The sequence below is a fragment of the Pseudomonas sp. M20 genome, from assembly GCF_045037865.1.
Lineage (GTDB): Bacteria > Pseudomonadota > Gammaproteobacteria > Pseudomonadales > Pseudomonadaceae > Aquipseudomonas.
In genome coordinates this window covers 6,648,993-6,670,242 of record NZ_CP173611.1, presented here as the reverse complement: position 1 = coordinate 6,670,242, position 21,250 = coordinate 6,648,993, and the positions used below count along the sequence as shown (strand labels likewise).

Here is a 21,250-nt window from a genome sequence, read left to right as displayed (position 1 = left end):
CAAAAGGCACCCGAAAGAAAGCGCCTCAGCGGCCCCAGCAATCCTTGGTGGTCAGCCCGGTGGTCGCGTTGTTCATACTGCGGACACCGGTGTTGGTCAGGGTGAAATCCCCGCACTTGTCGGTGGCCATGGAGGTACCCGCTTTACGGGTAGCGGTCAGCAGGAAAGTCTGGTCAGCGACGGTCGGGGTAAGGGTGTAGAAATCATTACCCGTGCTCAGACCGGTGATGCCGGTGTAGACATTGTTCTTGGTGTAGAAACGTTCGAGGCTCTGCGCCTGCTCCGAGAGCAGCGATACCACTTCGGCGCGGCGGCCCTTTTTCAGGTACTCGGTATAGCTCGGTGCGGCGATGGTGATGACGATCCCGATGATCGCAATCACGATCATGATTTCGATCAGGGTGAAGCCTCGGTTGAATCTGCGCATGCCTCAAACTCTCACTTACTGTATTTGTCGCCACATGATACGACGGCTGCCACCGCCGCCCTTTTCATTGATTATCGTGAGTTTTCCACTGGTGTCATTCACTCCCTTTTTCGTAGCATTCGGGTTTATAAACGCCACGTTCGGAATGCCGTCAGCGAAACTCACGCCGCTGGAGATTGAGTCATTGCTGTCGACCAAACTATCGCCACCGGTATCAATCACCGCATAGTTGAGCATCTTACCGCTGAACGCCTCGAGTTCGACCAACTTGCCCGTACCAAAACTCGCACAAGGATCGGTGGTATCGACAATGGCCGTGGTGAAGACGATACGGCCAAGCACGATATTCGCTTGATTGATCACCCGTTCGCCGGTCAACACGTTGTTGTAGACCAATGGCAGGTACCAGCCCTTCTCCCCAGGATATGTCGTGTCATTTTGCGTCGTGGTCAGAAACTGCCCGGAGCTGCCAGAAAATGATCCGGTAATCGCCTGCGCCTGCAAACTGCTGACGGTGATGTTCCCTGAACCGCCATCGGCATCCCATACCGAATAGAACGCCTGCAAATCCTTGTTGGTCTTGTCGGCCGTTTCATTGAATTTGCCGGTGCCGACAAAGATCTGTTTGCCGCCCAATGCGTTATCCGCCAGCAGCGGCTGCGCGGTAATCGGCTGTGTCGCCCCGCCCGCCGTGGTGAACAGCGGTTTACCGGAAAACGCCACGCCCCAGCTGTCCGTCGATGTCGCGCTCAGATCGAATTTCCACAACCGCCCTTTCAAGTCGCCGCCGTAAGCGGCCTGCACGACATTCTGCGAGTTGACCTTGAGTTTTACCGAAGACAAACCGTTGGTGGTTTCGGTGCTGTCGATAACGACTTTCTTGATCAACGAACCGTCAAGCGCGTCCAGCACGTAAAGGGCCGCTACGCCTGAATTGCTGCCGTAGCCATTGGCAATGAAGGTAGCCCAACGCCCATTGGCCAAGCGTGCCACTTCCGGGCGGGCGTAGGCGTAACCCAGATCATTGAATACGTTTGCAGTACTGGCGGTGGCCGGCGCGCTGACCTCCCACAAAGCCTTGATCACGTTGCCCGCAGAGGCATCAAACAGTTGCAGCCCATAAAAGGTTTTACCACCGGCACCGGTGCCGCCAATGGCGAGAGTTTTCCAGGCCGTGCCGGATTGCGCGTCGAACACCCCAACTTGACCGTCCACCAAAAACTTGTGGCTGACACCGTTGATGTACAAGGGATCGGCAATCAACCGCAAAGACGGCAATACGCTGGAGGGCATATAGGCGTAGCGGCGTGTGCCGTTGGACGAATTGATAACGCTGACGAATCCGTCGTTGGCATTCACCACCAGACTGGGGTTCATGTTCGCCGCTTTAGTGGTCAGGTAAGAGGTGTAAGTGCTATCGCCGGACAAATCGGAAGCGGTTTTATCTGAAGGCGACGCCAACACCAGTGGAGAGTTGATGATATCGCCGAGCAAAACATTGCGTACCTTAAGCCCGGTTTTGTTGGTGCCTTTGCTCCACTCCACCAGGTCATTGCCGGTAATACCCGTGGGCAGACTCTGGCTGATTGTCGTCTGCTGCGCAGGGGAAAAGTTACCGTAAGTCAGCGTCACGGCGGCGCTGCTCGTGGTGTTCCATGATTGGTACGTCGGCGCAGTCGCCCCCGGCACTATGGTTGTGTCAGTCGTCCAGAGTGCGGTCGAAGTATTCACAACCCCGGCCGACGTAAAACCGAAAGACTTGATGGTGCCTCGCCAATCCTTGGGATCATAAGTGGTTTGGTAAAAACTGCTGCCACTGGTGAGTGTGCCAACGCTGGCAACAGCTGCGCCGCCGGAGCCAGCCTTGGAGGTGATGTCACTCAACGCCGACGACAAGACTGCGTTAAGACCCGTGCTGTCGGTCGCCTGGTAATACTTGCCCTGCCCATAACTGGCGGCGTCAGACAACATGTCGTTATCCGCAGCGAACCCTACTGTGTAGGTGTTCATGTTCTGCTTGGGAAAATCCACCGCGTTCCAGCTCTTGCCCGCCGCGTCCGTACCGGTCGAACGCATGTCGATGTCAAAGGCAAACTTGGCGATGTCATCCAGATACAGCGTATCCCCTTCGTTGTCGCCATTGAGGTTGTTGCCGTCATTGTTGACGCCATCCCAGTTCGGCAAACGGCTGCCGCCCAACGGGTCGTTAGTCGGGAAGGTTCGGTCTAAAGTCGGCAAGCCATCGGTTATCACCACACCATAGTTCTTCTGACAGCGGTACTGAATCGGGCTGGTATAGGTGCTCGGCGTGCTGTTGTAGTACGGCGCCATGCCGCGCATGTAGCGAGTGATCTCGTAATAGGTTTCTGCCAACGGTGTGTTGGCCACGGCGCTCAAGCCGTTGATCGAGGAGGTCAGCGCGTTGTAGTTGGCGTCAGCCTGGGCCTGAGTCACGCTGCCGGACACCGGTGACAGATCGCTGATCGCACGGGCAATGAAACCACCATTCCCCGAGTTGTTGCTGGTGGCCGGATTGAACGTCGACAGGCCGATACGCAACGTTCGGTTACTGCTTACCAGCGCAGTGGAGACATTGCGTGCGACGTTGATGCGATAGTCGTTGGGAATCACCCCGGTGGTGAAATCGCGCGTGCCGTTGTTGATGGCCAGGCCGACCACATAGGAAATGTAATCCCCGGAATAACGCGTGTTGCCGCTGCCCACCGGATCGGGCAGCTTCAGACACAACGGCGCAAGACTGTTGTTGTAGAACGCATAGGCGCCGCCGGAACAGCCTGATGTCGGCAGGCTCGACAGAAAGATCGTGTCGCCCGTGATCGTCGTCGAACTCAGGCACAAGCCCAGCAAGGCGTTGCATTGCCGAGCCGGCGTGCGATCAGCCGTCGGATCGAATCCGGCCGCATAAATAATGCTGTTCATACTCCCCGAATCGTCGATCAGCAGCATGACGTTGGGTGGCACCGCCGCCGCACTCAACAGCGGTGAATCGGAGGGCGTGAACGCATACGCCGGTGCCGCCAGATAAAAGCTCAGCAGCACGCCGATCAGCAGAGACATGCAGCGCTCAATACTTCGCATAAACACTCTCCACCACGCTACGCGAAGTGCCGGCGATGCCGACCGCTGTAATCCGATACAACGTCGCCGAGGTATTGCTCGGCACATTCACCGCCGTCAACGTGGTGCCGATATTCTGCACACCATAGAAACCATTGCCGGCGGCGATCCACGTCACCCCGGAGGTCGAATTGAGCCCCGCAGCGCTGACCACCGAGGACTCCGCTGGCGGCGCGCATTGCGTGATACCGCTGCACACAGCCAACGAATAACTGTCCAGTTGCACCGCACTTTCGCCAATGCGCAACGCCGCTTCAGCAGTCTGGAACGATTGATTGCGCAGGCTCACGCTGCCGGCCATTTTTTCCTGCAGGTTGGCGCTCTGCATCGACGACAGACCAATCAGGGTCAGCAACAACAGGAATACCAGACTGACCAGCAAGACCATGCCGTGCTGCGCCTGACGGGTGTGGAGAGTCATCCTCATCGCCGCGCCCCTCACTGCAAGCGGTTGCGCAAAGCGGCAACCACGTTGAAGGTTTGATTGCGCACCCGGTTGTTCGGGTCGGTGAGGGTCAGGCTCAGGCGCACACTGCGGATGCGCGCCGGATCACTGGGGTTGGCGCTGTAAGTCGAAGCGGCCACATCCGTTGCCGAACTGGCCAGACCGAACATCACGGTGAACGCACTGACGTTGTTCACCAGCACCTGCTGCGCAGGATTGCCGCTGCCGGTGCCCATGAGAATCTGATTGTTGCTGAAGCTGTAGATCAGACGCCGGATCGGGAACGCGATCTGCCCGCTCGCCGGAGAACGCAAGCCGGTATAGGCCGTCGCATTGTTGCGGCAATCGGAAATCACCGTCCAGGTCGGGGTGCCCCCGCCGCTGCCGATATCGGCGGTGACCAACGTCAGCTTCAGGTTGGCATTGTCCCAACTGATCGGCATGACCTGCGCAGCGTTGAAGTCGCCCGCGGAGCTCGAATCGAGGATAGTGCCCAGACAGCCGAACATCCCGACCATGCGAATTTCCTGAATCATTTTGCTCAACACGAACCGCGCATCTTCCTGCATCGCGGCGGCACTGTTCTGGCTGACATAGGTATTTTTCGCCGCGATGAAAATCTGCACCACGCCCAGCACCACGATCAGCCCCAATGCCAAAGCGATAAGTAATTCGATCAGACCGAATCCACGCTGATGGCGCTTCATGGTGTGGCCACCGGGTCGACTGCGGCGCGACTGCTCAGGACGAAACTGCGTTGAGCGCTGGCGGTGTTGGCTGCCCGTGCATCGCTCCAGGTGATCGTTATGGTGTAGACCCGCTGATTGAGGGTGATGCTGCCGGTCGCCGTCGGCCCGCCGAAATTGATGATATTGGTCGAAAAATCGTAGAGATCCTGATCCCGCGCAACGCTGAGATTGCCCGAGGCCGGAGGTGTGACGGTGTAGTCGGCGCCAGAGTTGGCGCGGATGCGGTCCATCATGTCGTAGGCGATGAAACTGGCCTGACTGGTCATCCGTGAACTGTCGGTGTACTTCAGCGCATTCAGTTGTACGGCCGCCGCCCCCAGCAGCCCGACCGTCAGAATCAGCAACGCGACCAGCACTTCGATCAGCGTCATACCCTGCTGTGCGTGTTGACTCCCTGCCCTCATCCGCAAGTTCCACCCAATTGAATTCGTCCGTTCAAACACACGTTCAGCGTCCTGCTTTGCGTTCCCAACGTGTAACTGATGACCACCGCCGTCGACGGTGCTGCCAGACCGCCGAGGTTGTTGAAATCCAGTGCGGTCACTCCTGAGGTTAGCGTCAGAGTTGCGCCGCTGCTCATTGCGGGAACAACCCGCAACACATTGGCCGGAGTGCCAGTACTGTCATAGACCGCCAGTTCACCGTTCCAGACGCTGCCGCCAGCGGTCGGGCGCAGGCGCAGGGTGGTGCCACGGTTGATGGCTTCGAGCCTGGCGAAATTGATTGCCCGTTGCAGGTCGCCCATTTCGGTATCGGCCTTGCTGCCCTGTACCGAACGGGTGAACGCCGGCACCGCCAGAGTGATCAGGATCACGAAGATCGCGACCGCAACCAACAACTCGATCAGCGTGAAACCTTTTGTACGAAGATCCATCGATGCCCTCCGTTGCCGTCGGCTATACCTGCTTCTACACGCTAGAACATTCAACCGACCCGCGTCGGTTGATTGGCCCTGCCCGGCACCCCGAGCGCGCCGTTCATCACACTCCACGGAGGGAGTTTTCATGCCGCAACAGGGTTTCAGCCTGATCGAACTGCTTATGGGACTGGCGATTGGCGTAATTGTTCTGCTGCTGGTCAGTCCGGCGTTTGCCACATTCAGAGAATCGAACCATCGGGACCAGGCTGCGCAATCCTTGCTCGACGGCCTGCGTAACGCTCGCACCCTGGCCATCACGCGCAATCAGAGCGTGGTGATTCATGGCATCAACGGCGAATGGAGTCAGGGCTGGCGGATCATTCTGGATATCAGCGGCAAAGGGCCGAAGGACAGCAGCAATCCGCTGCTGCAAGAGCGTGCAAGTGACACGCAGGTGCCGATTGTCGGCAATTGGTCGGTGAGTCGTTACGTACGCTTCAGCAGTCTGGGACAACCGCTGATGCCCGGGCGGGCGTTTCAGGCAGGGACATTACACGTCTGTTCGGCTCGCGAGCCGGTCAGTCAGCGCCAGATTGTGCTGGCGGCGACCGGTCGCGTGCGCCTGAACAGCCAAGAGACTGAGCAGGCGCTGTGTCAAAAAACCGAAAACGTCAGATCGAACGTACGCGCAGCTCTTTAGGCATCGAGAACGTGATGTTCTCTTCGCGACCGGCCAGCTCATCGGCACCAGTGGCACCCCAGGCCTGCAATTGCTGAATCACGCCGCGCACCAGCACTTCCGGCGCGGAGGCACCGGCGGTGATGCCGATACGCTCAACGCCATCGAACCAGCTCTTTTGCAGATCTTCGGCACCGTCGATCAGGTAGGCCGGTGTGGCCATGCGCTCGGCGAGTTCACGCAGACGATTGGAGTTGGAGCTGTTCGGGCTGCCCACCACCAGCACCACGTCGCACTCGTCAGCCAGTTGCTTGACCGCGTCCTGACGGTTTTGCGTGGCGTAGCAAATGTCGTCCTTGCGCGGACCGCCGATGGCCGGGAAGCGCGTGCGCAAGGCATCGATGACACGACTGGTATCGTCCATCGACAGCGTCGTCTGAGTCACGAAAGCCAGTTTTTCCGGGTTGTGCACCTGCAACTCGGCCACGTCTTTCTCGTCTTCGACGAGGTAAATCGCGCCGCCATTGCTGCCGTCGTACTGGCCCATGGTGCCTTCGACTTCCGGGTGACCGGCGTGGCCGATCAGAATGCACTCACGACCGTCGCGGCTGTATTTAGCCACCTCAATGTGCACCTTGGTCACCAGCGGGCAAGTGGCGTCGAATACTTTCAGGCCACGGCCGGCGGCTTCGGTACGCACGGCTTGAGAGACGCCGTGGGCGCTGAAGATCACGATGACGTCGTCCGGCACCTGATCCAGCTCTTCGACGAAGATCGCCCCGCGGCTGCGCAGGTCTTCAACGACGAACTTGTTGTGCACCACTTCATGGCGCACATAGATCGGTGGCCCGAAGACTTCCAGGGCGCGGTTGACGATTTCGATCGCCCGGTCCACGCCGGCGCAGAAGCCACGGGGGTTGGCGAGTTTGATTTGCATGCTGTGCCTCGTGTCTTGCGCGCAAGAAATAGCGAAAACGGTGGAAAACATTGTGGGAGCGAGCCTGCTCGCGAAGGCAGTGTGTCAGACAACAGCTATGTTGAATGTCAGTCAGCATTCGCGAGCAGGCTCGCTCCCACATTTTGACCCGTGTGCGGTCAGTTACAGCGCTTTGACGGAAATGATTTCCACGTCAAAGGTCAGCGTCTTGCCCGACAGCGGGTGATTGAAGTCGATGGTCACTTGCGTGTCGTCGAACTCTTTCACCACACCCGGCAGCTCAGTATTGGCCGCATCATTGAAGATCACCAGCAAACCCGGTGACAACTCCATATCGACGAACTGCGAACGCGGGATGATCTGCACGTTCTGCGGGTTTGGCTGACCGAAAGCGTTTTCCGGCTCGACGGTCAGCGTGCGCTTGTCGCCGGCCTTGAAGCCGAACAGCGCCGCTTCAAAACCCGGCAGCAGGTTGCCGTCGCCGACCTTGAAGGTCGCCGGGGCTTTGTCGAACGTACTATCGACGGTGTCGCCGTTCTCCAGGCGCAATGCAAAGTGCAAGGTGACTTCCGTGTTCTGGCCGATGCGTTGCTCAGCCAATACCTGTTCAGTCATGAACGGCTTCTCCGGTCTTTTTACTTTTGAACATATCCAGTGCCAGCATCACCGCACCAACAGTGATGGCGCTGTCAGCGAAGTTGAACGCCGGGAAGTACCAGCGGTTCTGCCAGTGCACCAGAATGAAATCGATCACATGGCCCAAGGCAATGCGGTCATACAGATTGCCTAGCGCACCACCCAGCACCAGCGCCAAAGCGACGGCCAGCCAGGTTTCGTTGCGGCCCAGGCGCTTGAGCCAGACCACCAGCACCGCACTGACCACAATCGCGATCAGGGCGAACAACCAGCGCTGCCAGCCGGAACTGTCAGCCAGGAAGCTGAACGCCGCACCGGTGTTGTAAGCCAGGGTCCAGCTGAAGTAATCAGGAATGATCACGATCTGCTGGAACATTTCGAGCTTGCCTTCGAAGTAGAACTTGCTGGCCTGGTCGATGACCAGAACCAGCAAACTCAACCACAGCCAGCTCAACCGTCCAAAACGGCCAACGGCATTAGGCATAGTGACGAACCTCGCCAGCGCCGCTGATGTTGTCGACGCAACGACCGCAGATTTCCGGATGCTCCGGGTTCACACCGACGTCTTCGCGGCAGTGCCAGCAACGGGCGCACTTCGGGAAGGCCGATTTGACGATCTTCAGCTTCAGGCCGCTGACTTCAGTCACTACCGCATCGGCCGGAGCCTGAACGAACGGCGCAACGCTGGCAGTCGAAGTGATCAGAACAAAGCGCAGTTCGTTGCTCAGTTTGGCCAGGTCGGCGCTCAGGGCGTCTTCGGCGTACAGGGTCACTTCGGCTTGCAGGTTGCCACCGACCGCTTTCGCTGCGCGCTGGATTTCCATTTCTTTGTTGACCGCTACCTTGACCGCCATGACGCGTTCCCAGTAGTCGCGGCCAAGTTCAACGTCAGCCGGCAGTTCGGTCAGGCCTTCGTACCAGGTGTTGAGCATCACCGACTCGTTACGCTCGCCCGGCAGGTATTCCCACAGTTCGTCGGCGGTGAAAGCGAGGATCGGCGCGATCCAGCGCACCAGCGCTTCGGAGATGTGGAACAGCGCGGTTTGCGCCGAACGGCGGGCCTTGCTGTTGGCGCCAGTGGTGTACTGACGGTCCTTGATGATGTCGAGGTAGAAACCACCCAGCTCCTGCACGCAGAAGTTGTGGATCTTCGAGTAGACGTTCCAGAAACGGTATTCGCCGTAGTGCTCTTGCAGCTCGCGTTGCAGCAGCAAGGTGCGGTCGACCGCCCAACGATCCAGCGCGAGCATTTCTTCAGCCGGCAGGATGTCGGTGGCCGGGTTGAAACCGCTCAGGTTCGAAAGCAGGAAGCGCGCGGTGTTACGGATACGACGATAGGCGTCCGCACTGCGTTGCAGAATCTGGTCGGAAACCGCCATCTCGCCGGAGTAGTCGGTCGATGCAACCCACAGACGCATGATGTCGGCGCCGAGGGTGTCGTTGACTTTCTGCGGCGCGATCACGTTGCCCAGTGACTTGGACATCTTGCGACCGGCCTCGTCGACGGTGAAACCGTGGGTCAGCAGTTCGCGGTATGGCGCGTGGTTGTCGATAGCGCAACCGGTCAGCAGCGACGAGTGGAACCAGCCACGGTGCTGGTCGGAACCTTCCAGGTAGAGATCGGCACGCGGGCCGCTCTCGTGGCCCATCGGGTGCGAACCGCGCAGGACGTGCCAGTGCGTGGTCCCCGAATCGAACCAGACGTCGAGGGTGTCGCTGATCTTGTCGTACAGCGGCGCTTCGTCACCGAGCAGCTCGGCAGCGTCCATCTTGAACCAGGCTTCGATGCCTTCGACTTCAACGCGCTTGGCGACTTCTTCCATCAGCTCGACGGTACGTGGGTGCAGTTCGCCGCTTTCCTTGTTGAGGAAGAACGGGATCGGCACGCCCCAGTTGCGTTGACGCGAGATGCACCAGTCCGGGCGGTTGGCAATCATCGAGTGCAGACGCGCCTGGCCCCAGGCCGGGACGAACTTGGTATCTTCGATGGCTTTGAGCGAGCGCACACGCAGGGTGTCGCCGCTGGTTGGCTCTTTGTCCATACCAATGAACCACTGCGCGGTGGCGCGGTAGATCAGCGGAGTCTTGTGGCGCCAGCAGTGCATGTAGCTGTGTTCGATGACGGTGGTGTGCATCAACGCACCGACTTCGGTCAGCTTGTCGACGATGGCCGGGTTGGCCTTCCAGATAAACTGGCCGCCGAAGAACTCCAGCGACGGCACATAAACGCCGTTGCTTTGTACTGGATTGAGGATGTCGTCGTTGACCATGCCGTACTTTTTGCAGGTCACGAAGTCGTCCACGCCGTAGGCCGGAGCGGAGTGAACCACGCCGGTACCAGCGCCCAGTTCGACGTAGTCAGCCAGGTACACAGGCGACAGACGATCATAGAACGGGTGACGGAAGTTGATCAGTTCCAGCTCTTTGCCGGTGGTAGTGGCGATGACCGAACCTTCCAGGCTGTAACGAGCAAGGCAAGCTTCAACCAGCTCTTCAGCCAGCACCAGTAGCTTGTCGCCGACATCAACCAGCGCGTAGTTGAATTCCGGGTGCACGTTCAGCGCCTGGTTGGCCGGGATGGTCCACGGGGTGGTGGTCCAGATCACGATCGACGCAGGCTTGCCCAGCGACGGCAGACCGAACGCGGCAGCCAGTTTGGCTTCGTCAGCGATCGGGAAGGCGACGTCGATGGTCGAGGATTTCTTGTTCTCGTACTCGACTTCCGCTTCAGCCAGGGCCGAACCGCAGTCGAAGCACCAGTTCACAGGCTTGAGGCCCTTGAACACGAAACCGCCCTTGACGATTTCAGCCAAAGCGCGGATTTCACCGGCCTCGTTCTTGAAGTCCATGGTCTTGTACGGGTTGGCCCAGTCGCCCAGCACGCCGAGACGGATGAATTCGGACTTCTGCCCTTCGATCTGCTCGGTGGCGTAGGCACGGCACAGCTCGCGGGTCTTGTCCGCGCCCAGGTTCTTGCCGTGGGTCACTTCAACCTTGTGCTCGATCGGCAGGCCGTGGCAGTCCCAACCCGGAACGTACGGCGCGTCGAAGCCCGAGAGGGTTTTCGAGCGGATGATCATGTCCTTGAGAATCTTGTTCAGTGCGTGACCGATGTGGATCGTGCCGTTGGCATACGGAGGACCGTCGTGCAGAACGAACTTCGGACGATCCTTGCCAATCTCGCGCAACTTTCCGTACAGGCCAATACTGTCCCAGCGCTGCAGGATCTGCGGTTCGCGCTGTGGCAGGCCGGCCTTCATTGGGAAGGCGGTGTCCGGAAGGTTAAGCGTGGCTTTATAGTCGGTCATTTAAGGCTCTTCATTAGCGATGGGCGCTAGGTGCGGCTAGTGCACGGGCGGTGGCGACATCCGCATTGATCGCCGTTTTCAATGCCTCCAGGGAGGCGAAGCGCTGCTCTTCACGCAGCTTTTGGTGGAAAACCACCGTCAAACGCCGGTCATACAGATCGCCGGCAAAATCTAAAAGATGGACTTCAAGGTGGGCCTTGCCATCACCTTGCACTGTGGGCCGCACGCCGATATTGGCGACACCAGGCCAGGTCTTGCCGTCGATATCGACATTCACCAGATACACCCCGGTGAACGGCACGCGACGACGCTTGAGTTGAATGTTGGCAGTGGGCGTACCCAGTTGCCGGGCCAGTTTCTGGCCGTGCAGCACTCGACCGGCAATGCGGTACGGGCGGCCGAGCAAACGTTCGGCCAAGGCAAAATCGGCGGCGGCCAGCGCGTTGCGCACTTGCGTGCTGCTGACGCGAATCCCGTCCAGCTCGACGGTTTGCGCGGCTTCGACGGTAAAACCGTGCATCTGCCCGGCCTGCAACAGGAAGTCAAAATCGCCGAGACGGTCGCAACCAAAACGGAAATCGTCACCGACTTCCAGATGCTGCACGCCGAGGCCATCAACGAGGATGGTGTCGACGAATTCACTGGCGCTGAGTTTGCTCAGACGCTGGTTGAAGGCCAGGCACAACACCCGGTCGACGCCTTCGGCGGCCAGCAGTTGCAGCTTGTCGCGCAACCGGGCCAGACGCGCCGGCGCGGTCTCGGGGGCAAAGAATTCCCGTGGCTGCGGCTCGAAAATCACCACGCAGCTGGGTACGCCCAACTCGAGCGCACGCTCACGCAGTCGGGCCAGGATAGCCTGGTGACCACGGTGAACACCGTCAAAGTTGCCAATAGTGGCGACGCAGCCCCGATGCTGGGGGCGCAAGTTGTGGAGGCCTCGAACCAGCTGCATAACGCGCTTCTTGCTCATAAAGTGGTCGATTATAACCACACCCGACGGCCGACGACAGGCAACACCGTAACGCAAAGTGAACGAGCCGACAAAACTGCCGGCCCGCGCCTGTTTATATAGGGTAAAACCTCAGCTCAAGGCCTTGCGATTGAAGTCACGCAAGCGGAAACCGAGCAGCAGCAACATACCGAAATAGGACACCACGCCCGCCGCGACCAATGCGCCCAGACGCAGGAAGCGCTCAAGCATGTGCCCTTGATCCCACGCTGGCATGAAATGCATGCCGAGCAGCAACACTGCCGACATCACCGCCACGGCGATAACCAGTTTGAATCCGAACCTGGCCCAGCCCGGCTGCGGCTGATACATCTGTTGTTTGCGCAGTTGATAGAACAACAACCCAGCGTTGAGACAGGCACCGGCACTGATCGCCAGGGCCAGACCGGCGTGAGCCAGAGGGCCAATCAGCACCAGGTTGAACAACTGGGTAACCACCAGCGTGAAGATTGCTATTTTCACCGGCGTACGGATGTTCTGTTGCGCATAAAAGCCCGGGGCGAGCACTTTGATCACGATTATCCCGAGTAAGCCAACAGAATAAGCAATCAGCGCACGCTGAGTCATTTCAGCGTCGAAACCACTGAACTGCCCGTACTGAAACAGCGAAACAGTCAGCGGCTCAGCGAGAATCCCCAGCGCCAGCGAGCATGGCAGCACCAATACAAAGCACAAACGCAGACCCCAATCGAGAATCCGCGAATACTCGTGGCGGTCCTTGCTTGCATAGGTTTTAGCCAATGTTGGCAGCAGAATCGTCCCTAATGCCACGCCGAGTACGCCGGAAGGCAACTCCATCAAGCGGTCGGCGTAATACATCCACGACACTGAGCCTGCGACCAGAAACGAGGCGAAGATGGTGTTGATGATCAGCGAGATCTGGCTGACCGACACGCCGAGAATCGCCGGCAGCATCTGTTTCATCACGCGCCAGACGCCGGTATCACGCAGATTGAGGCGCGGCAGCACCAGCATGCCGATCTTTTTCAGGTGCGGCAGTTGATAGAGCAACTGCGCCAGACCACCGACCAGCACCGCCCAGCCCAGCGCCATCACCGGCGGGTCAAAGTACGGCGTGAGAAACAGCGAAAACACGATCATGCTGACGTTCAGCAGAGTAGGCACGAAGGCCGGCACCGAGAAACGGTTCCAGGTATTGAGAATCGCGCCCGCCAACGAGGACAGGGAGATCAGCAATATATAGGGGAAGGTCACCCGCAGCAGATCGGAAGTGAGCTGGAATTTTTCCGGCGTATCGGTAAAACCCGGGGCCGTGGCCCAGATCACCCAGGGCGCGGCGATCATGCCCAACGCAGTGACTACCGCTAACACCAGCGTCAGCAAGCCCGAAACGTAAGCAATGAAAGTACGAGTCGCCTCTTCGCCCTGCTGGCTTTTGTATTCAGCAAGAATCGGTACAAAAGCCTGAGAGAAAGCGCCCTCGGCAAAAATCCTGCGCAGCAGATTGGGCAATTTGAAGGCAATAAAGAAGGCGTCCGTCGCCATCCCGGCGCCGAATGTACGAGCAATCAGCGTGTCACGGACAAACCCCAGAATCCGGGAAAGCATCGTGATAGAGCTGACGGCGGCCAACGATTTGAGCAGATTCATTGAGGGAATTTGTGCCTGTCGATAAACAGCAGGCGAACAAAGCGCCTACTTGTGCGATACTCCGCGCCGCAGCAGCACAGAGCCAAAGCTCGCGAGTTTACAGGTCAAGCGCCGGAAATAAATATCCCGCCTCTTTATACCTACCACTTAGCGGAACGTTTCAAGTGCCCTTGACAAGACTTCAACTCATCGGCATGATTCGCGGCCTATTTTGTTTGCTATTTCCTAAAAAGTCTTTCGAGGAGCTCGACGGTGGCCAACTCACCTTCCGCCAAAAAACGTGCAAAACAGGCTGAGAAGCGTCGCAGCCACAACGCCAGCCTGCGTTCCATGGTTCGCACCTACATCAAGAATGTAGTTAAAGCCATCGACGCAAAAGACGCTGAAAAAGCTCAAGCTGCATACGTTCTGGCTGTGCCAGTTATCGACCGTATGGCCGATAAAGGCATCATCCACAAGAACAAGGCTGCTCGTCATAAGAGCCGTCTGAATGGCCACGTCAAAGCGCTGAAAGAAGCCGCTTAATCGACGTAGTCATTAAAAAACCGACCTTAGGGTCGGTTTTTTATTGCCTGTGATTTAGTAAATCCAGCGCAAAAAAAAATATAGGAGTGAGCCTGCTCACCCCTACAGTTGGTTTTGCGGCGTTATTGCTGGACCGGCACCCATGGCAGGATCGGGATGGCGGTCACGGCATTCTGCGGACTGCCTTCGATCAAGCGGTCGCTGTAGACCAGGTACACCAGCGTGTTGCGTTTCTTGTCGAGGAATCGCACCACCTGCATGGTCTTGAATACCAACGAAGTGCGCTCCTTGAACACCTCATCGCCATCCTTCAGATCACCCTTGAACTTGATCGGGCCAACCTGGCGACAGGCGATCGAAGCTTCGGCGCGATCCTCAGCCAGACCGAGACCACCCTTCACACCGCCAGTCTTGGCGCGCGACAGGTAGCAGGTCACCCCTTCAACTTTCGGATCATCGAAAGCCTCGACCACAATGCGGTCGTTCGGGCCGACAAACTTGAACACCGTAGACACCTGACCGATTTCTTCGGCCGAGGCCAGCAATGGCATTGCCATCAGCAAGCCCAACAATCCTTTCGCTAAACGCATGGAGTTTTCCTTAAACCAGAATCAGGTTGTCACGGTGAACCAGTTCTGGCTCCGCCATGTAACCGAGCAAACCGACAATCGCATCCGACGACTGACCGATAATTTTTTGTGCTTCCAGCGCGCTGTAGTTAGCCAGGCCTCGGGCAATCTCACGACCATCAGGCGCCACACAGACCACCATTTCGCCGCGTCGGAAACTGCCCTGCACCAACTTCACTCCGACAGGCAGCAGGCTTTTGTTGCCCTTGGACAACGCCGACACCGCACCATCATCCAGCACCAACGTGCCGCGAGTCTGCAAATGCCCGGCCAGCCATTGCTTGCGCGCCGCGAGCATGCCGCGCTCGGGCGACAGCAGCGTGCCGATACGCTCCCCCGCCTTCAGGCGATCAAGCACTCGCTCAAGACGCCCACCGACAATAATGGTGTGCGCACCGGAACGCGCCGCCAGTCGCGCCGCGCGCAACTTGGTTTGCATGCCGCCACGCCCCAGCGCACCACCCGTGCCGCCCGCTACCGCATCGAGGCTCGGATCATCAGCGCGCGCCTCGTAAATCATCTGCGCATCAGGGTTATTACGCGGATCGGCGTCGAACATGCCGTCGCGATCAGTGAGGATCACCAGCAGATCCGCCTCGACCAGGTTCGCCACCAGCGCCGCCAGCGTATCGTTGTCGCCGAAACGGATTTCGTCGGTGACCACGGTGTCGTTTTCGTTGATCACCGGGATGACTTTCAGCTCGACCAATGCGCGCAAAGTGCTGCGGGCGTTGAGGTAGCGTTTGCGGTCGGACAAGTCGTCGTGAGTCAGGAGAATCTGCGCAGTGTGCCGGCCATGCTCGGCGAAGCTCGATTCCCACGCCTGCACCAAGCCCATCTGACCAATTGCCGCAGCCGCCTGGAGCTCATGCATCGCACTGGGTCGTGCGGTCCAGCCCAAACGACTCATGCCGGCCGCCACCGCCCCGGAGGACACCAACACCAACTCGACGCCAGCCTCATGCAAGGCCACCATTTGCTCGACCCAGACACTCATTGCCGCGCGATCCAGCCCTTTGCCATCCGCTGTCAGCAAAGCGCTGCCGATCTTCACGACCCAACGCTGCGCACCTGTCACCTTGCTCCGCATCATCTTCAACCTTAGCTTGAGGGCAGCGCGACCCAGCGCCACCCATGACGTTATTTGTGACTTGCGATTTCCAGATACTAAAACGCCGCTCGATTGAGCGGCGCCTTAGAAAAACGGCTTGCAGCGATGATAACACCGCCCTGAGATGAAGACTCAGCAGACACCAGCGATCTTCTGAAGGTCAAAAGATCGCAGCCTGCGGCAGCCCCTACCCAACGAATCAGTCACGCACGTAAATGATTTCCGGACCGTCTTCGTCATCCACATCTTCTTCATCCCAATCATCGTCGCCGATGTCATGGACCGACTTCACGCCGCTGCGACGCAGGGCACGCTTGTCATCCAGCGCCTGCAGTTGCGCGCGGGCTTCGTCTTCGATGCGCTGGTCGAGATCGGCCAGCTCTTCCTTGTATGCCGGGTCATTGGCCAGGCGATCGGCGCGATCTTCCATGTAACGCATGATGTCGTGGCACAGACGCTCGGTACCGATCTTGGCGATGGCCGAGATCACGTAAACCGGACCGGTCCATTCCAGGCGATCAACGATTTCCTTGACGCGCTCATCGTGCTCTTCTTCAAGGATCTGGTCGCACTTGTTCAGCACCAGCCAGCGATCACGCTCAGCCAGGGACGGACTGAACTTGATCAGCTCATTGACGATCACTTCAGCCGCATCCGGCGCACTACTGTCATCCAGCGGCGCCATGTCGACGAGGTGCAGCAACAGACGCGTACGCGCCAAGTGCTTAAGGAAGCGAATGCCCAGGCCAGCACCGTCGGAAGCGCCTTCGATCAGACCCGGAATGTCAGCAATGACGAAGCTCTTCCAGCGATCGACGCTGACCACACCGAGGTTCGGCACCAGCGTGGTGAACGGGTAATCGGCAACTTTCGGCTTGGCGGCCGATACCGAACGGATAAAGGTACTTTTACCGGCGTTCGGCAAGCCCAGCAGGCCGACGTCAGCCAGTACTTTCATTTCCAGTTTCAGGTCGCGCTGCTCACCCGGCTTGCCCGGCGTGGTCTGACGCGGCGCACGGTTGGTACTGGATTTGAAACGGGTGTTGCCCAGACCGTGCCAGCCGCCCTGCACTACCATCAGCTTCTGGCCAGCCTTGGTCAGGTCGCCGATAACTTCCTGGGTAGCGGAGTCGATCACCGTGGTGCCGACCGGCACGCGCAGAATCAGGTCTTCACCCTTTTTACCGGTGCAGTCGGTGCTGCCGCCGTTGGAGCCACGCTCGGCATCGAAGTGCCGGGTGTAACGGTAGTCGACCAGGGTGTTGAGGTTTTCATCGGCCATCATGTAGATGGAACCGCCGTCACCGCCATCACCACCGTTCGGGCCACCGTTTTCGATGAATTTTTCCCGACGGAAACTCATGGCGCCATTGCCGCCGTCACCAGCCTTTACGCGAATCGATACTTCATCAACAAACTTCATAACCAACGCCTCTCGCCATACGGACGAGCCGAAAAACAATCAAGACATAAGACTCTTGCAAAAATGAGCGCAGCGACCCCAAAACACGACCTGCATCGCACGCCGACAGCCCATACAAACAGTTTTGCAAGAGACTCACCCCACAAACGAAAAAGCCCCGTCGCGAGACAGGGCTTTTCCAGCGATCGCGCAATTAAGCTGCGACAACGCTCACGTAACGGCGGTTGAACGCGCCTTTTACTTCAAACTTGATCACGCCTTCGATTTTCGCGAAGAGGGTGTGATCCTTACCCATGCCAACGCCGTAGCCAGCGTGGAATTGGGTGCCGCGCTGACGCACGATGATGTTGCCCGGAATGATTTTCTGGCCGCCATACATCTTAACGCCAAGGCGTTTGGCTTCTGAGTCGCGACCGTTACGGGTACTACCACCAGCTTTTTTGTGTGCCATGAGTCAATTCTCCTAGTGAGGAATTAGGCTGAAATTAAGCCTGAATACCGGTGATTTTGATCTCGGTGTACCACTGGCGGTGGCCCATACGCTTCATGTGGTGCTTACGGCGACGGAACTTGATGATGCGGACTTTATCGTGACGACCTTGGGAGATCACTTCAGCCACAACGGTAGCGCCAGCAACAACTGGAGCGCCGATATTCACGTCGTCGCCATTGGCGACCAACAGAACGCGATCAAAGGTAACGGATTCGCCGGTAGCGATTTCCAGTTTTTCGATCTTCAGGTATTCACCCGGGGCGACTTTGTACTGCTTGCCGCCAGTAACGATTACTGCATAAGACATGGTATTTCTCCGATAATCCTGCTCACCCAGCTCTTTATAGGAAGAGGTATTGGCTGGCATGGCTGCATAAGGCTGGAAGGCCCGTTGCAATTGCGTAAGGCAGGTGCTGCCCAGGAAGTTCAGGGTGCGCGATTGTACGCAAGGCGCGGCAGGCTTGCAAGTAGCCGTCCATCGCGCCTTGACAGGTCCGGATGGGGGTCCTAGCATGCCGCGCAACCCTTCTGGAGCGACTCTCGCTGATGCAACCCCAAGCTTTCTACCGCGCGGTGGCGGACGATTTTAGCGCCGTCGACGGCATCATCAAGAAGCAGCTGACTTCCCGAGTACCGCTGGTATCGAAAATCGGCGATTACATCACCTCGGCCGGCGGCAAACGTCTGCGCCCTTTATTAGTGTTGCTGTGTGGCAAGGCCCTGGGTCGCGAAGGCGACGACATGCGTCTGCTGGCCGCCACCATCGAATTCCTGCACACCGCCACCCTGCTGCATGACGACGTGGTCGACATGTCCGGCATGCGCCGTGGCCGCTCGACCGCCAACGCCATGTGGGGCAACGCTCCGAGCGTGCTGGTCGGCGACTTCCTGTACTCGCGCTCGTTCGAAATGATGGTCGAACTGGGCTCGATGCCGGTGATGAAGATCCTGTCCCAGGCCACGCGCATCATCGCTGAAGGCGAAGTGCTGCAGCTGTCCAAAGTTCGCGATGCCAGCACCACCGAAGAAACCTACATGGAAGTCATCCGCGGCAAGACCGCGATGCTCTTCGAGGCTTCGACCCACAGTGCCGCCGCACTGGCCGGCGCTACCGCCGAACAGAGCGAAGCCCTGCGGACCTTTGGTGATCACCTGGGTGTGGCCTTCCAACTGGTCGACGATTTGCTCGACTACAAGGGCGACGCCGAGACCTTGGGCAAGAACGTCGGCGACGATCTGGCCGAAGGCAAGCCGACTCTGCCGCTGATCTACACCATGCGCGAAGGTACGGCTGAACAGGCTGCACTGGTGCGTCAGGCGATCCAGAAAGGCGGAATCGAAGACCTGGAAAGCATCCGCATTGCCGTGGAAGCTTCCGGTTCGCTGGAATACACCGCGCAACTGGCCCGTGATTACGTGGCCCGTGCGATCAAGTGCCTTGAGGCGCTGCCGGCAAGTGAATATCGGGATGCCCTGGTTGAACTGAGCGAGTTTGCGGTCGCCCGTACGCACTGATATCGCTGAAGCAAGATCAAAAGATCGCAGCCTTCGGCAGCTCCTACAGGGGTTGTCGACGCTGCGATCTTTTGCTTTTGACTGCCTGAAAAGCTAAAACCCTATACAATGTGCGACTTTTAGTGATCCACACCCCAAGGAGCCTTAGTGAGCACGTTGCCACCCTGCCCGAAATGCAATTCCGAATACACCTACGAAGACGGTACCCAACTGGTGTGCCCGGAGTGCGCCCACGAGTGGTCCGCCAGCGGCGAAGCCGAAGTGGCGTCCGATGATGCCGTGAAGAAAGATTCGGTCGGCAACGTCCTGCAGGACGGCGACACCATCACCGTGATCAAGGACCTCAAGGTCAAGGGCACTTCGCTGGTGGTCAAGGTCGGCACCAAGGTCAAGAACATCCGCCTGTGCGATGGCGACCACGACATCGACTGCAAGATCGACGGCATCGGCCCGATGAAACTCAAATCCGAGTTCGTCAGAAAAGTCTGATTCTGTTGTGATCCATCCCGCGCCAGCCGTGGGATGGAGCTTTGCCCTCCCCGCTCTACCCAGCAAAACCAAGCAATAGCCAAACGCCAGCCGTTTTGACCTTACGCAATCTTTATCCGGAATATTTCACAATCCGCCAATAGACGCTTGCTATTTGACGAATAAGAATTATTCTCATTGAAACCTTTCAAGGAGATGAGAACCATGACTTATTTGATCGACGCTTGGCTGGATCGCCCACACCCTTACCTCAGAATCCTGCATCGGGAAACCGGTGAAGTCTGTGCGGTGCTTGAAGAAGAAGCCTTGCATGAACTGCAGGATCAAGGGGATCTGGACGTCAGCAGTCTGAATTCCAGCGAGCCATTGGTGCTCAAGGAGCTGGTGCGCAATCTGTTTCTGTTCTGCTATGCCCGGGCGTTGCGCCCGACCAGTGAGCTGCATCACAAGATAGAACTATGAGCAGCAATACAAAACCTGTGGGAGCGAACTTGCTCGCGAAGGCTTCAACTCGAATCTCAAGTTAGATCCAGTCGCCTGCATTCGCGAGCAGGCTCGCTCCCACAAAGGTCTTACAGAACGTCCAGCAGCTCGACGTCGAATACCAGAACGCTGTGCGGCGGGATGCTGCCAACGCCTTGAGCGCCGTAAGCCAGTTCGCTCGGCACGTACAGGCGCCATTTGCTGCCGGCATTCATCAGTTGCAGAGCTTCGGTCCAGCCAGCGATTACGCCGCCAACCGGGAATTCAGCAGGCTGGCCACGCTCGTAGGAGCTGTCGAACACAGTGCCGTCGATCAGGGTGCCGTGGTAGTGAGTACGAACCTGGTCTTCACGGGTCGGCTTGGCGCCTTCGCCCTGAGTCAGCACTTCGAATTGCAGGCCGGAAGCCAGGGTGGTGATGCCGTCACGCTTGGCGTTTTCAGCCAGGAAGGCCAGGCCTTCACCGGCAGCGGCTTCAGCTTTGGCAGCCGCTTCGGCTTGCATGATCTCGCGGATCACCTTGAAACTGGCGGACATTTCTTCCTGGCCAACACGGCTTTCCTTACCGGCGAACGCGTCGGTCAGGCCAGCCAGGATCGCGTCCAGGCTAACGCCCGGTGGCGGGTTGTCGCGCAGCTGGTCACCCAACTGACGGCCGATACCGTAGCTGACGCGGGTTTCGTCGGTGGACAGATTTACTTCGGACATGACACTGCTCCGCTGTGCGGACGGCCACAAGACTTGCCGTGCGAGCACAGCGCGTCCCGGCGCGCCCGGAACCAAAA

At 58.4% G+C, this 21,250-nt stretch carries 23 protein-coding genes; 5 read left to right on the top strand and 18 right to left on the bottom strand.

The genetic code is table 11. The features are described from left to right. Nucleotides 1-25: 25 nt before the first annotated feature. The 6 genes from ACI514_RS29775 to ACI514_RS29750 are packed head-to-tail and all read right to left on the bottom strand — an operon-like array spanning nucleotide 26 to nucleotide 5,633. Nucleotides 26-427, bottom strand: coding sequence for a type IV pilin protein (locus ACI514_RS29775; RefSeq protein WP_405122847.1), 402 nt, complete (start codon nucleotides 425-427; stop codon nucleotides 26-28). Nucleotides 428-442: 15 nt separating this feature from the next. Then, nucleotides 443-3,526 carry a pilus assembly protein gene (locus ACI514_RS29770; protein ID WP_405122846.1) on the bottom strand — a complete coding sequence of 1,028 codons (3,084 nt, stop codon included), beginning with the start codon at nucleotides 3,524-3,526 and terminating at the stop codon, nucleotides 443-445. Further along, nucleotides 3,513-3,992: a PilX N-terminal domain-containing pilus assembly protein gene (locus ACI514_RS29765; RefSeq protein ID WP_160059475.1), complete on the bottom strand. Its 480-nt coding sequence runs from the start codon at nucleotides 3,990-3,992 to the stop codon at nucleotides 3,513-3,515. The genes ACI514_RS29770 and ACI514_RS29765 overlap by 14 nt, the downstream gene beginning before the upstream one ends. 11 nt (nucleotides 3,993-4,003) lie before the next feature. Beyond that, nucleotides 4,004-4,717 (bottom strand): PilW family protein, encoded by a 714-nt coding sequence (locus tag ACI514_RS29760; RefSeq protein WP_405122845.1) that lies wholly within the window; start codon nucleotides 4,715-4,717, stop codon nucleotides 4,004-4,006. After that, the gene (pilV, locus tag ACI514_RS29755) at nucleotides 4,714-5,163 is read right to left on the bottom strand and encodes a type IV pilus modification protein PilV (protein ID WP_160059477.1); all 450 of its coding nucleotides are present in this window, start codon (nucleotides 5,161-5,163) and stop codon (nucleotides 4,714-4,716) included. Before pilV ends, ACI514_RS29760 begins: the two co-directional genes overlap by 4 nt. Next, nucleotides 5,160-5,633, bottom strand: coding sequence for a GspH/FimT family pseudopilin (locus tag ACI514_RS29750; protein ID WP_160059478.1), 474 nt, complete (start codon nucleotides 5,631-5,633; stop codon nucleotides 5,160-5,162). The genes pilV and ACI514_RS29750 overlap by 4 nt, the downstream gene beginning before the upstream one ends. 130 nt (nucleotides 5,634-5,763) lie before the next feature. Between ACI514_RS29750 and ACI514_RS29745 the strand changes: the two genes are divergently transcribed. Then, nucleotides 5,764-6,318 (top strand): GspH/FimT family pseudopilin, encoded by a 555-nt coding sequence (locus ACI514_RS29745; protein ID WP_160059479.1) that lies wholly within the window; start codon nucleotides 5,764-5,766, stop codon nucleotides 6,316-6,318. Here ACI514_RS29745 and ispH read toward each other — a convergent pair. The 6 genes from ispH to murJ form a co-directional block, all read right to left on the bottom strand. After that, nucleotides 6,290-7,234, bottom strand: coding sequence for a 4-hydroxy-3-methylbut-2-enyl diphosphate reductase (gene ispH / locus ACI514_RS29740; RefSeq protein WP_034153853.1), 945 nt, complete (start codon nucleotides 7,232-7,234; stop codon nucleotides 6,290-6,292). The genes ACI514_RS29745 and ispH overlap by 29 nt on opposite strands. Nucleotides 7,235-7,396: 162 nt before the next feature. Beyond that, nucleotides 7,397-7,834 carry an FKBP-type peptidyl-prolyl cis-trans isomerase gene (fkpB, locus tag ACI514_RS29735; RefSeq protein WP_174244532.1) on the bottom strand — a complete coding sequence of 146 codons (438 nt, stop codon included), beginning with the start codon at nucleotides 7,832-7,834 and terminating at the stop codon, nucleotides 7,397-7,399. Nucleotides 7,835-7,841: 7 nt separating this feature from the next. Further along, nucleotides 7,842-8,354, bottom strand: coding sequence for a signal peptidase II (gene lspA, locus ACI514_RS29730; protein WP_007909836.1), 513 nt, complete (start codon nucleotides 8,352-8,354; stop codon nucleotides 7,842-7,844). After that, on the bottom strand, nucleotides 8,347-11,178 hold the full coding sequence (gene ileS / locus ACI514_RS29725) for an isoleucine--tRNA ligase (protein WP_160059480.1): 2,832 nt from the start codon (nucleotides 11,176-11,178) through the stop codon (nucleotides 8,347-8,349). Before ileS ends, lspA begins: the two co-directional genes overlap by 8 nt. A gap of 13 nt (nucleotides 11,179-11,191) precedes the next feature. After that, entirely contained in the window at nucleotides 11,192-12,130 is a 939-nt protein-coding gene (gene ribF, locus ACI514_RS29720; protein WP_174244482.1) for a bifunctional riboflavin kinase/FAD synthetase, read from the bottom strand. A gap of 129 nt (nucleotides 12,131-12,259) precedes the next feature. Further along, entirely contained in the window at nucleotides 12,260-13,798 is a 1,539-nt protein-coding gene (murJ, locus tag ACI514_RS29715; RefSeq protein ID WP_077574602.1) for a murein biosynthesis integral membrane protein MurJ, read from the bottom strand. A gap of 252 nt (nucleotides 13,799-14,050) precedes the next feature. On the opposite strand from murJ, the gene rpsT reads away from it, so the two are divergent. Next, on the top strand, nucleotides 14,051-14,323 hold the full coding sequence (rpsT, locus tag ACI514_RS29710) for a 30S ribosomal protein S20 (protein WP_003228351.1): 273 nt from the start codon (nucleotides 14,051-14,053) through the stop codon (nucleotides 14,321-14,323). A 122-nt stretch (nucleotides 14,324-14,445) separates the two neighbouring features. Here the strand turns inward: rpsT and ACI514_RS29705 are convergent, their stop codons facing one another. From ACI514_RS29705 to rplU, 5 genes are all read right to left on the bottom strand, one after another. Continuing rightward, the gene (locus tag ACI514_RS29705; RefSeq protein WP_007909822.1) at nucleotides 14,446-14,913 is read right to left on the bottom strand and encodes a CreA family protein; all 468 of its coding nucleotides are present in this window, start codon (nucleotides 14,911-14,913) and stop codon (nucleotides 14,446-14,448) included. 10 nt (nucleotides 14,914-14,923) lie between these two features. Then, on the bottom strand, nucleotides 14,924-16,042 hold the full coding sequence (proB, locus tag ACI514_RS29700; protein WP_160060141.1) for a glutamate 5-kinase: 1,119 nt from the start codon (nucleotides 16,040-16,042) through the stop codon (nucleotides 14,924-14,926). A gap of 220 nt (nucleotides 16,043-16,262) precedes the next feature. Continuing rightward, nucleotides 16,263-17,486: an Obg family GTPase CgtA gene (cgtA, locus tag ACI514_RS29695; protein ID WP_016986202.1), complete on the bottom strand. Its 1,224-nt coding sequence runs from the start codon at nucleotides 17,484-17,486 to the stop codon at nucleotides 16,263-16,265. A 193-nt stretch (nucleotides 17,487-17,679) separates the two neighbouring features. Continuing rightward, on the bottom strand, nucleotides 17,680-17,937 hold the full coding sequence (gene rpmA, locus ACI514_RS29690) for a 50S ribosomal protein L27 (RefSeq protein ID WP_003176049.1): 258 nt from the start codon (nucleotides 17,935-17,937) through the stop codon (nucleotides 17,680-17,682). Between the two features lie 34 nt (nucleotides 17,938-17,971). Continuing rightward, entirely contained in the window at nucleotides 17,972-18,286 is a 315-nt protein-coding gene (gene rplU, locus ACI514_RS29685) for a 50S ribosomal protein L21 (protein ID WP_003176051.1), read from the bottom strand. 239 nt (nucleotides 18,287-18,525) lie between these two features. Here rplU and ACI514_RS29680 point away from each other — a divergent pair, with 239 nt between their 5' ends. From ACI514_RS29680 to ACI514_RS29670, 3 genes are all read left to right on the top strand, one after another. After that, complete coding sequence (locus tag ACI514_RS29680) at nucleotides 18,526-19,494, top strand: polyprenyl synthetase family protein (RefSeq protein WP_034153846.1); 969 nt, start codon at nucleotides 18,526-18,528, stop codon at nucleotides 19,492-19,494. A 147-nt stretch (nucleotides 19,495-19,641) separates the two neighbouring features. Further along, nucleotides 19,642-19,983 (top strand): zinc ribbon domain-containing protein YjdM, encoded by a 342-nt coding sequence (locus ACI514_RS29675; protein WP_016986200.1) that lies wholly within the window; start codon nucleotides 19,642-19,644, stop codon nucleotides 19,981-19,983. A gap of 204 nt (nucleotides 19,984-20,187) precedes the next feature. Further along, nucleotides 20,188-20,445, top strand: a complete 258-nt coding sequence (locus ACI514_RS29670) for a hypothetical protein (RefSeq protein WP_034153845.1) — start codon at nucleotides 20,188-20,190, stop codon at nucleotides 20,443-20,445. 110 nt (nucleotides 20,446-20,555) lie between these two features. On the opposite strand, the gene ACI514_RS29665 is transcribed toward ACI514_RS29670, so the two are convergent. Further along, nucleotides 20,556-21,173, bottom strand: coding sequence for an FKBP-type peptidyl-prolyl cis-trans isomerase (locus tag ACI514_RS29665; protein WP_008078561.1), 618 nt, complete (start codon nucleotides 21,171-21,173; stop codon nucleotides 20,556-20,558). Nucleotides 21,174-21,250: the final 77 nt, after the last annotated feature.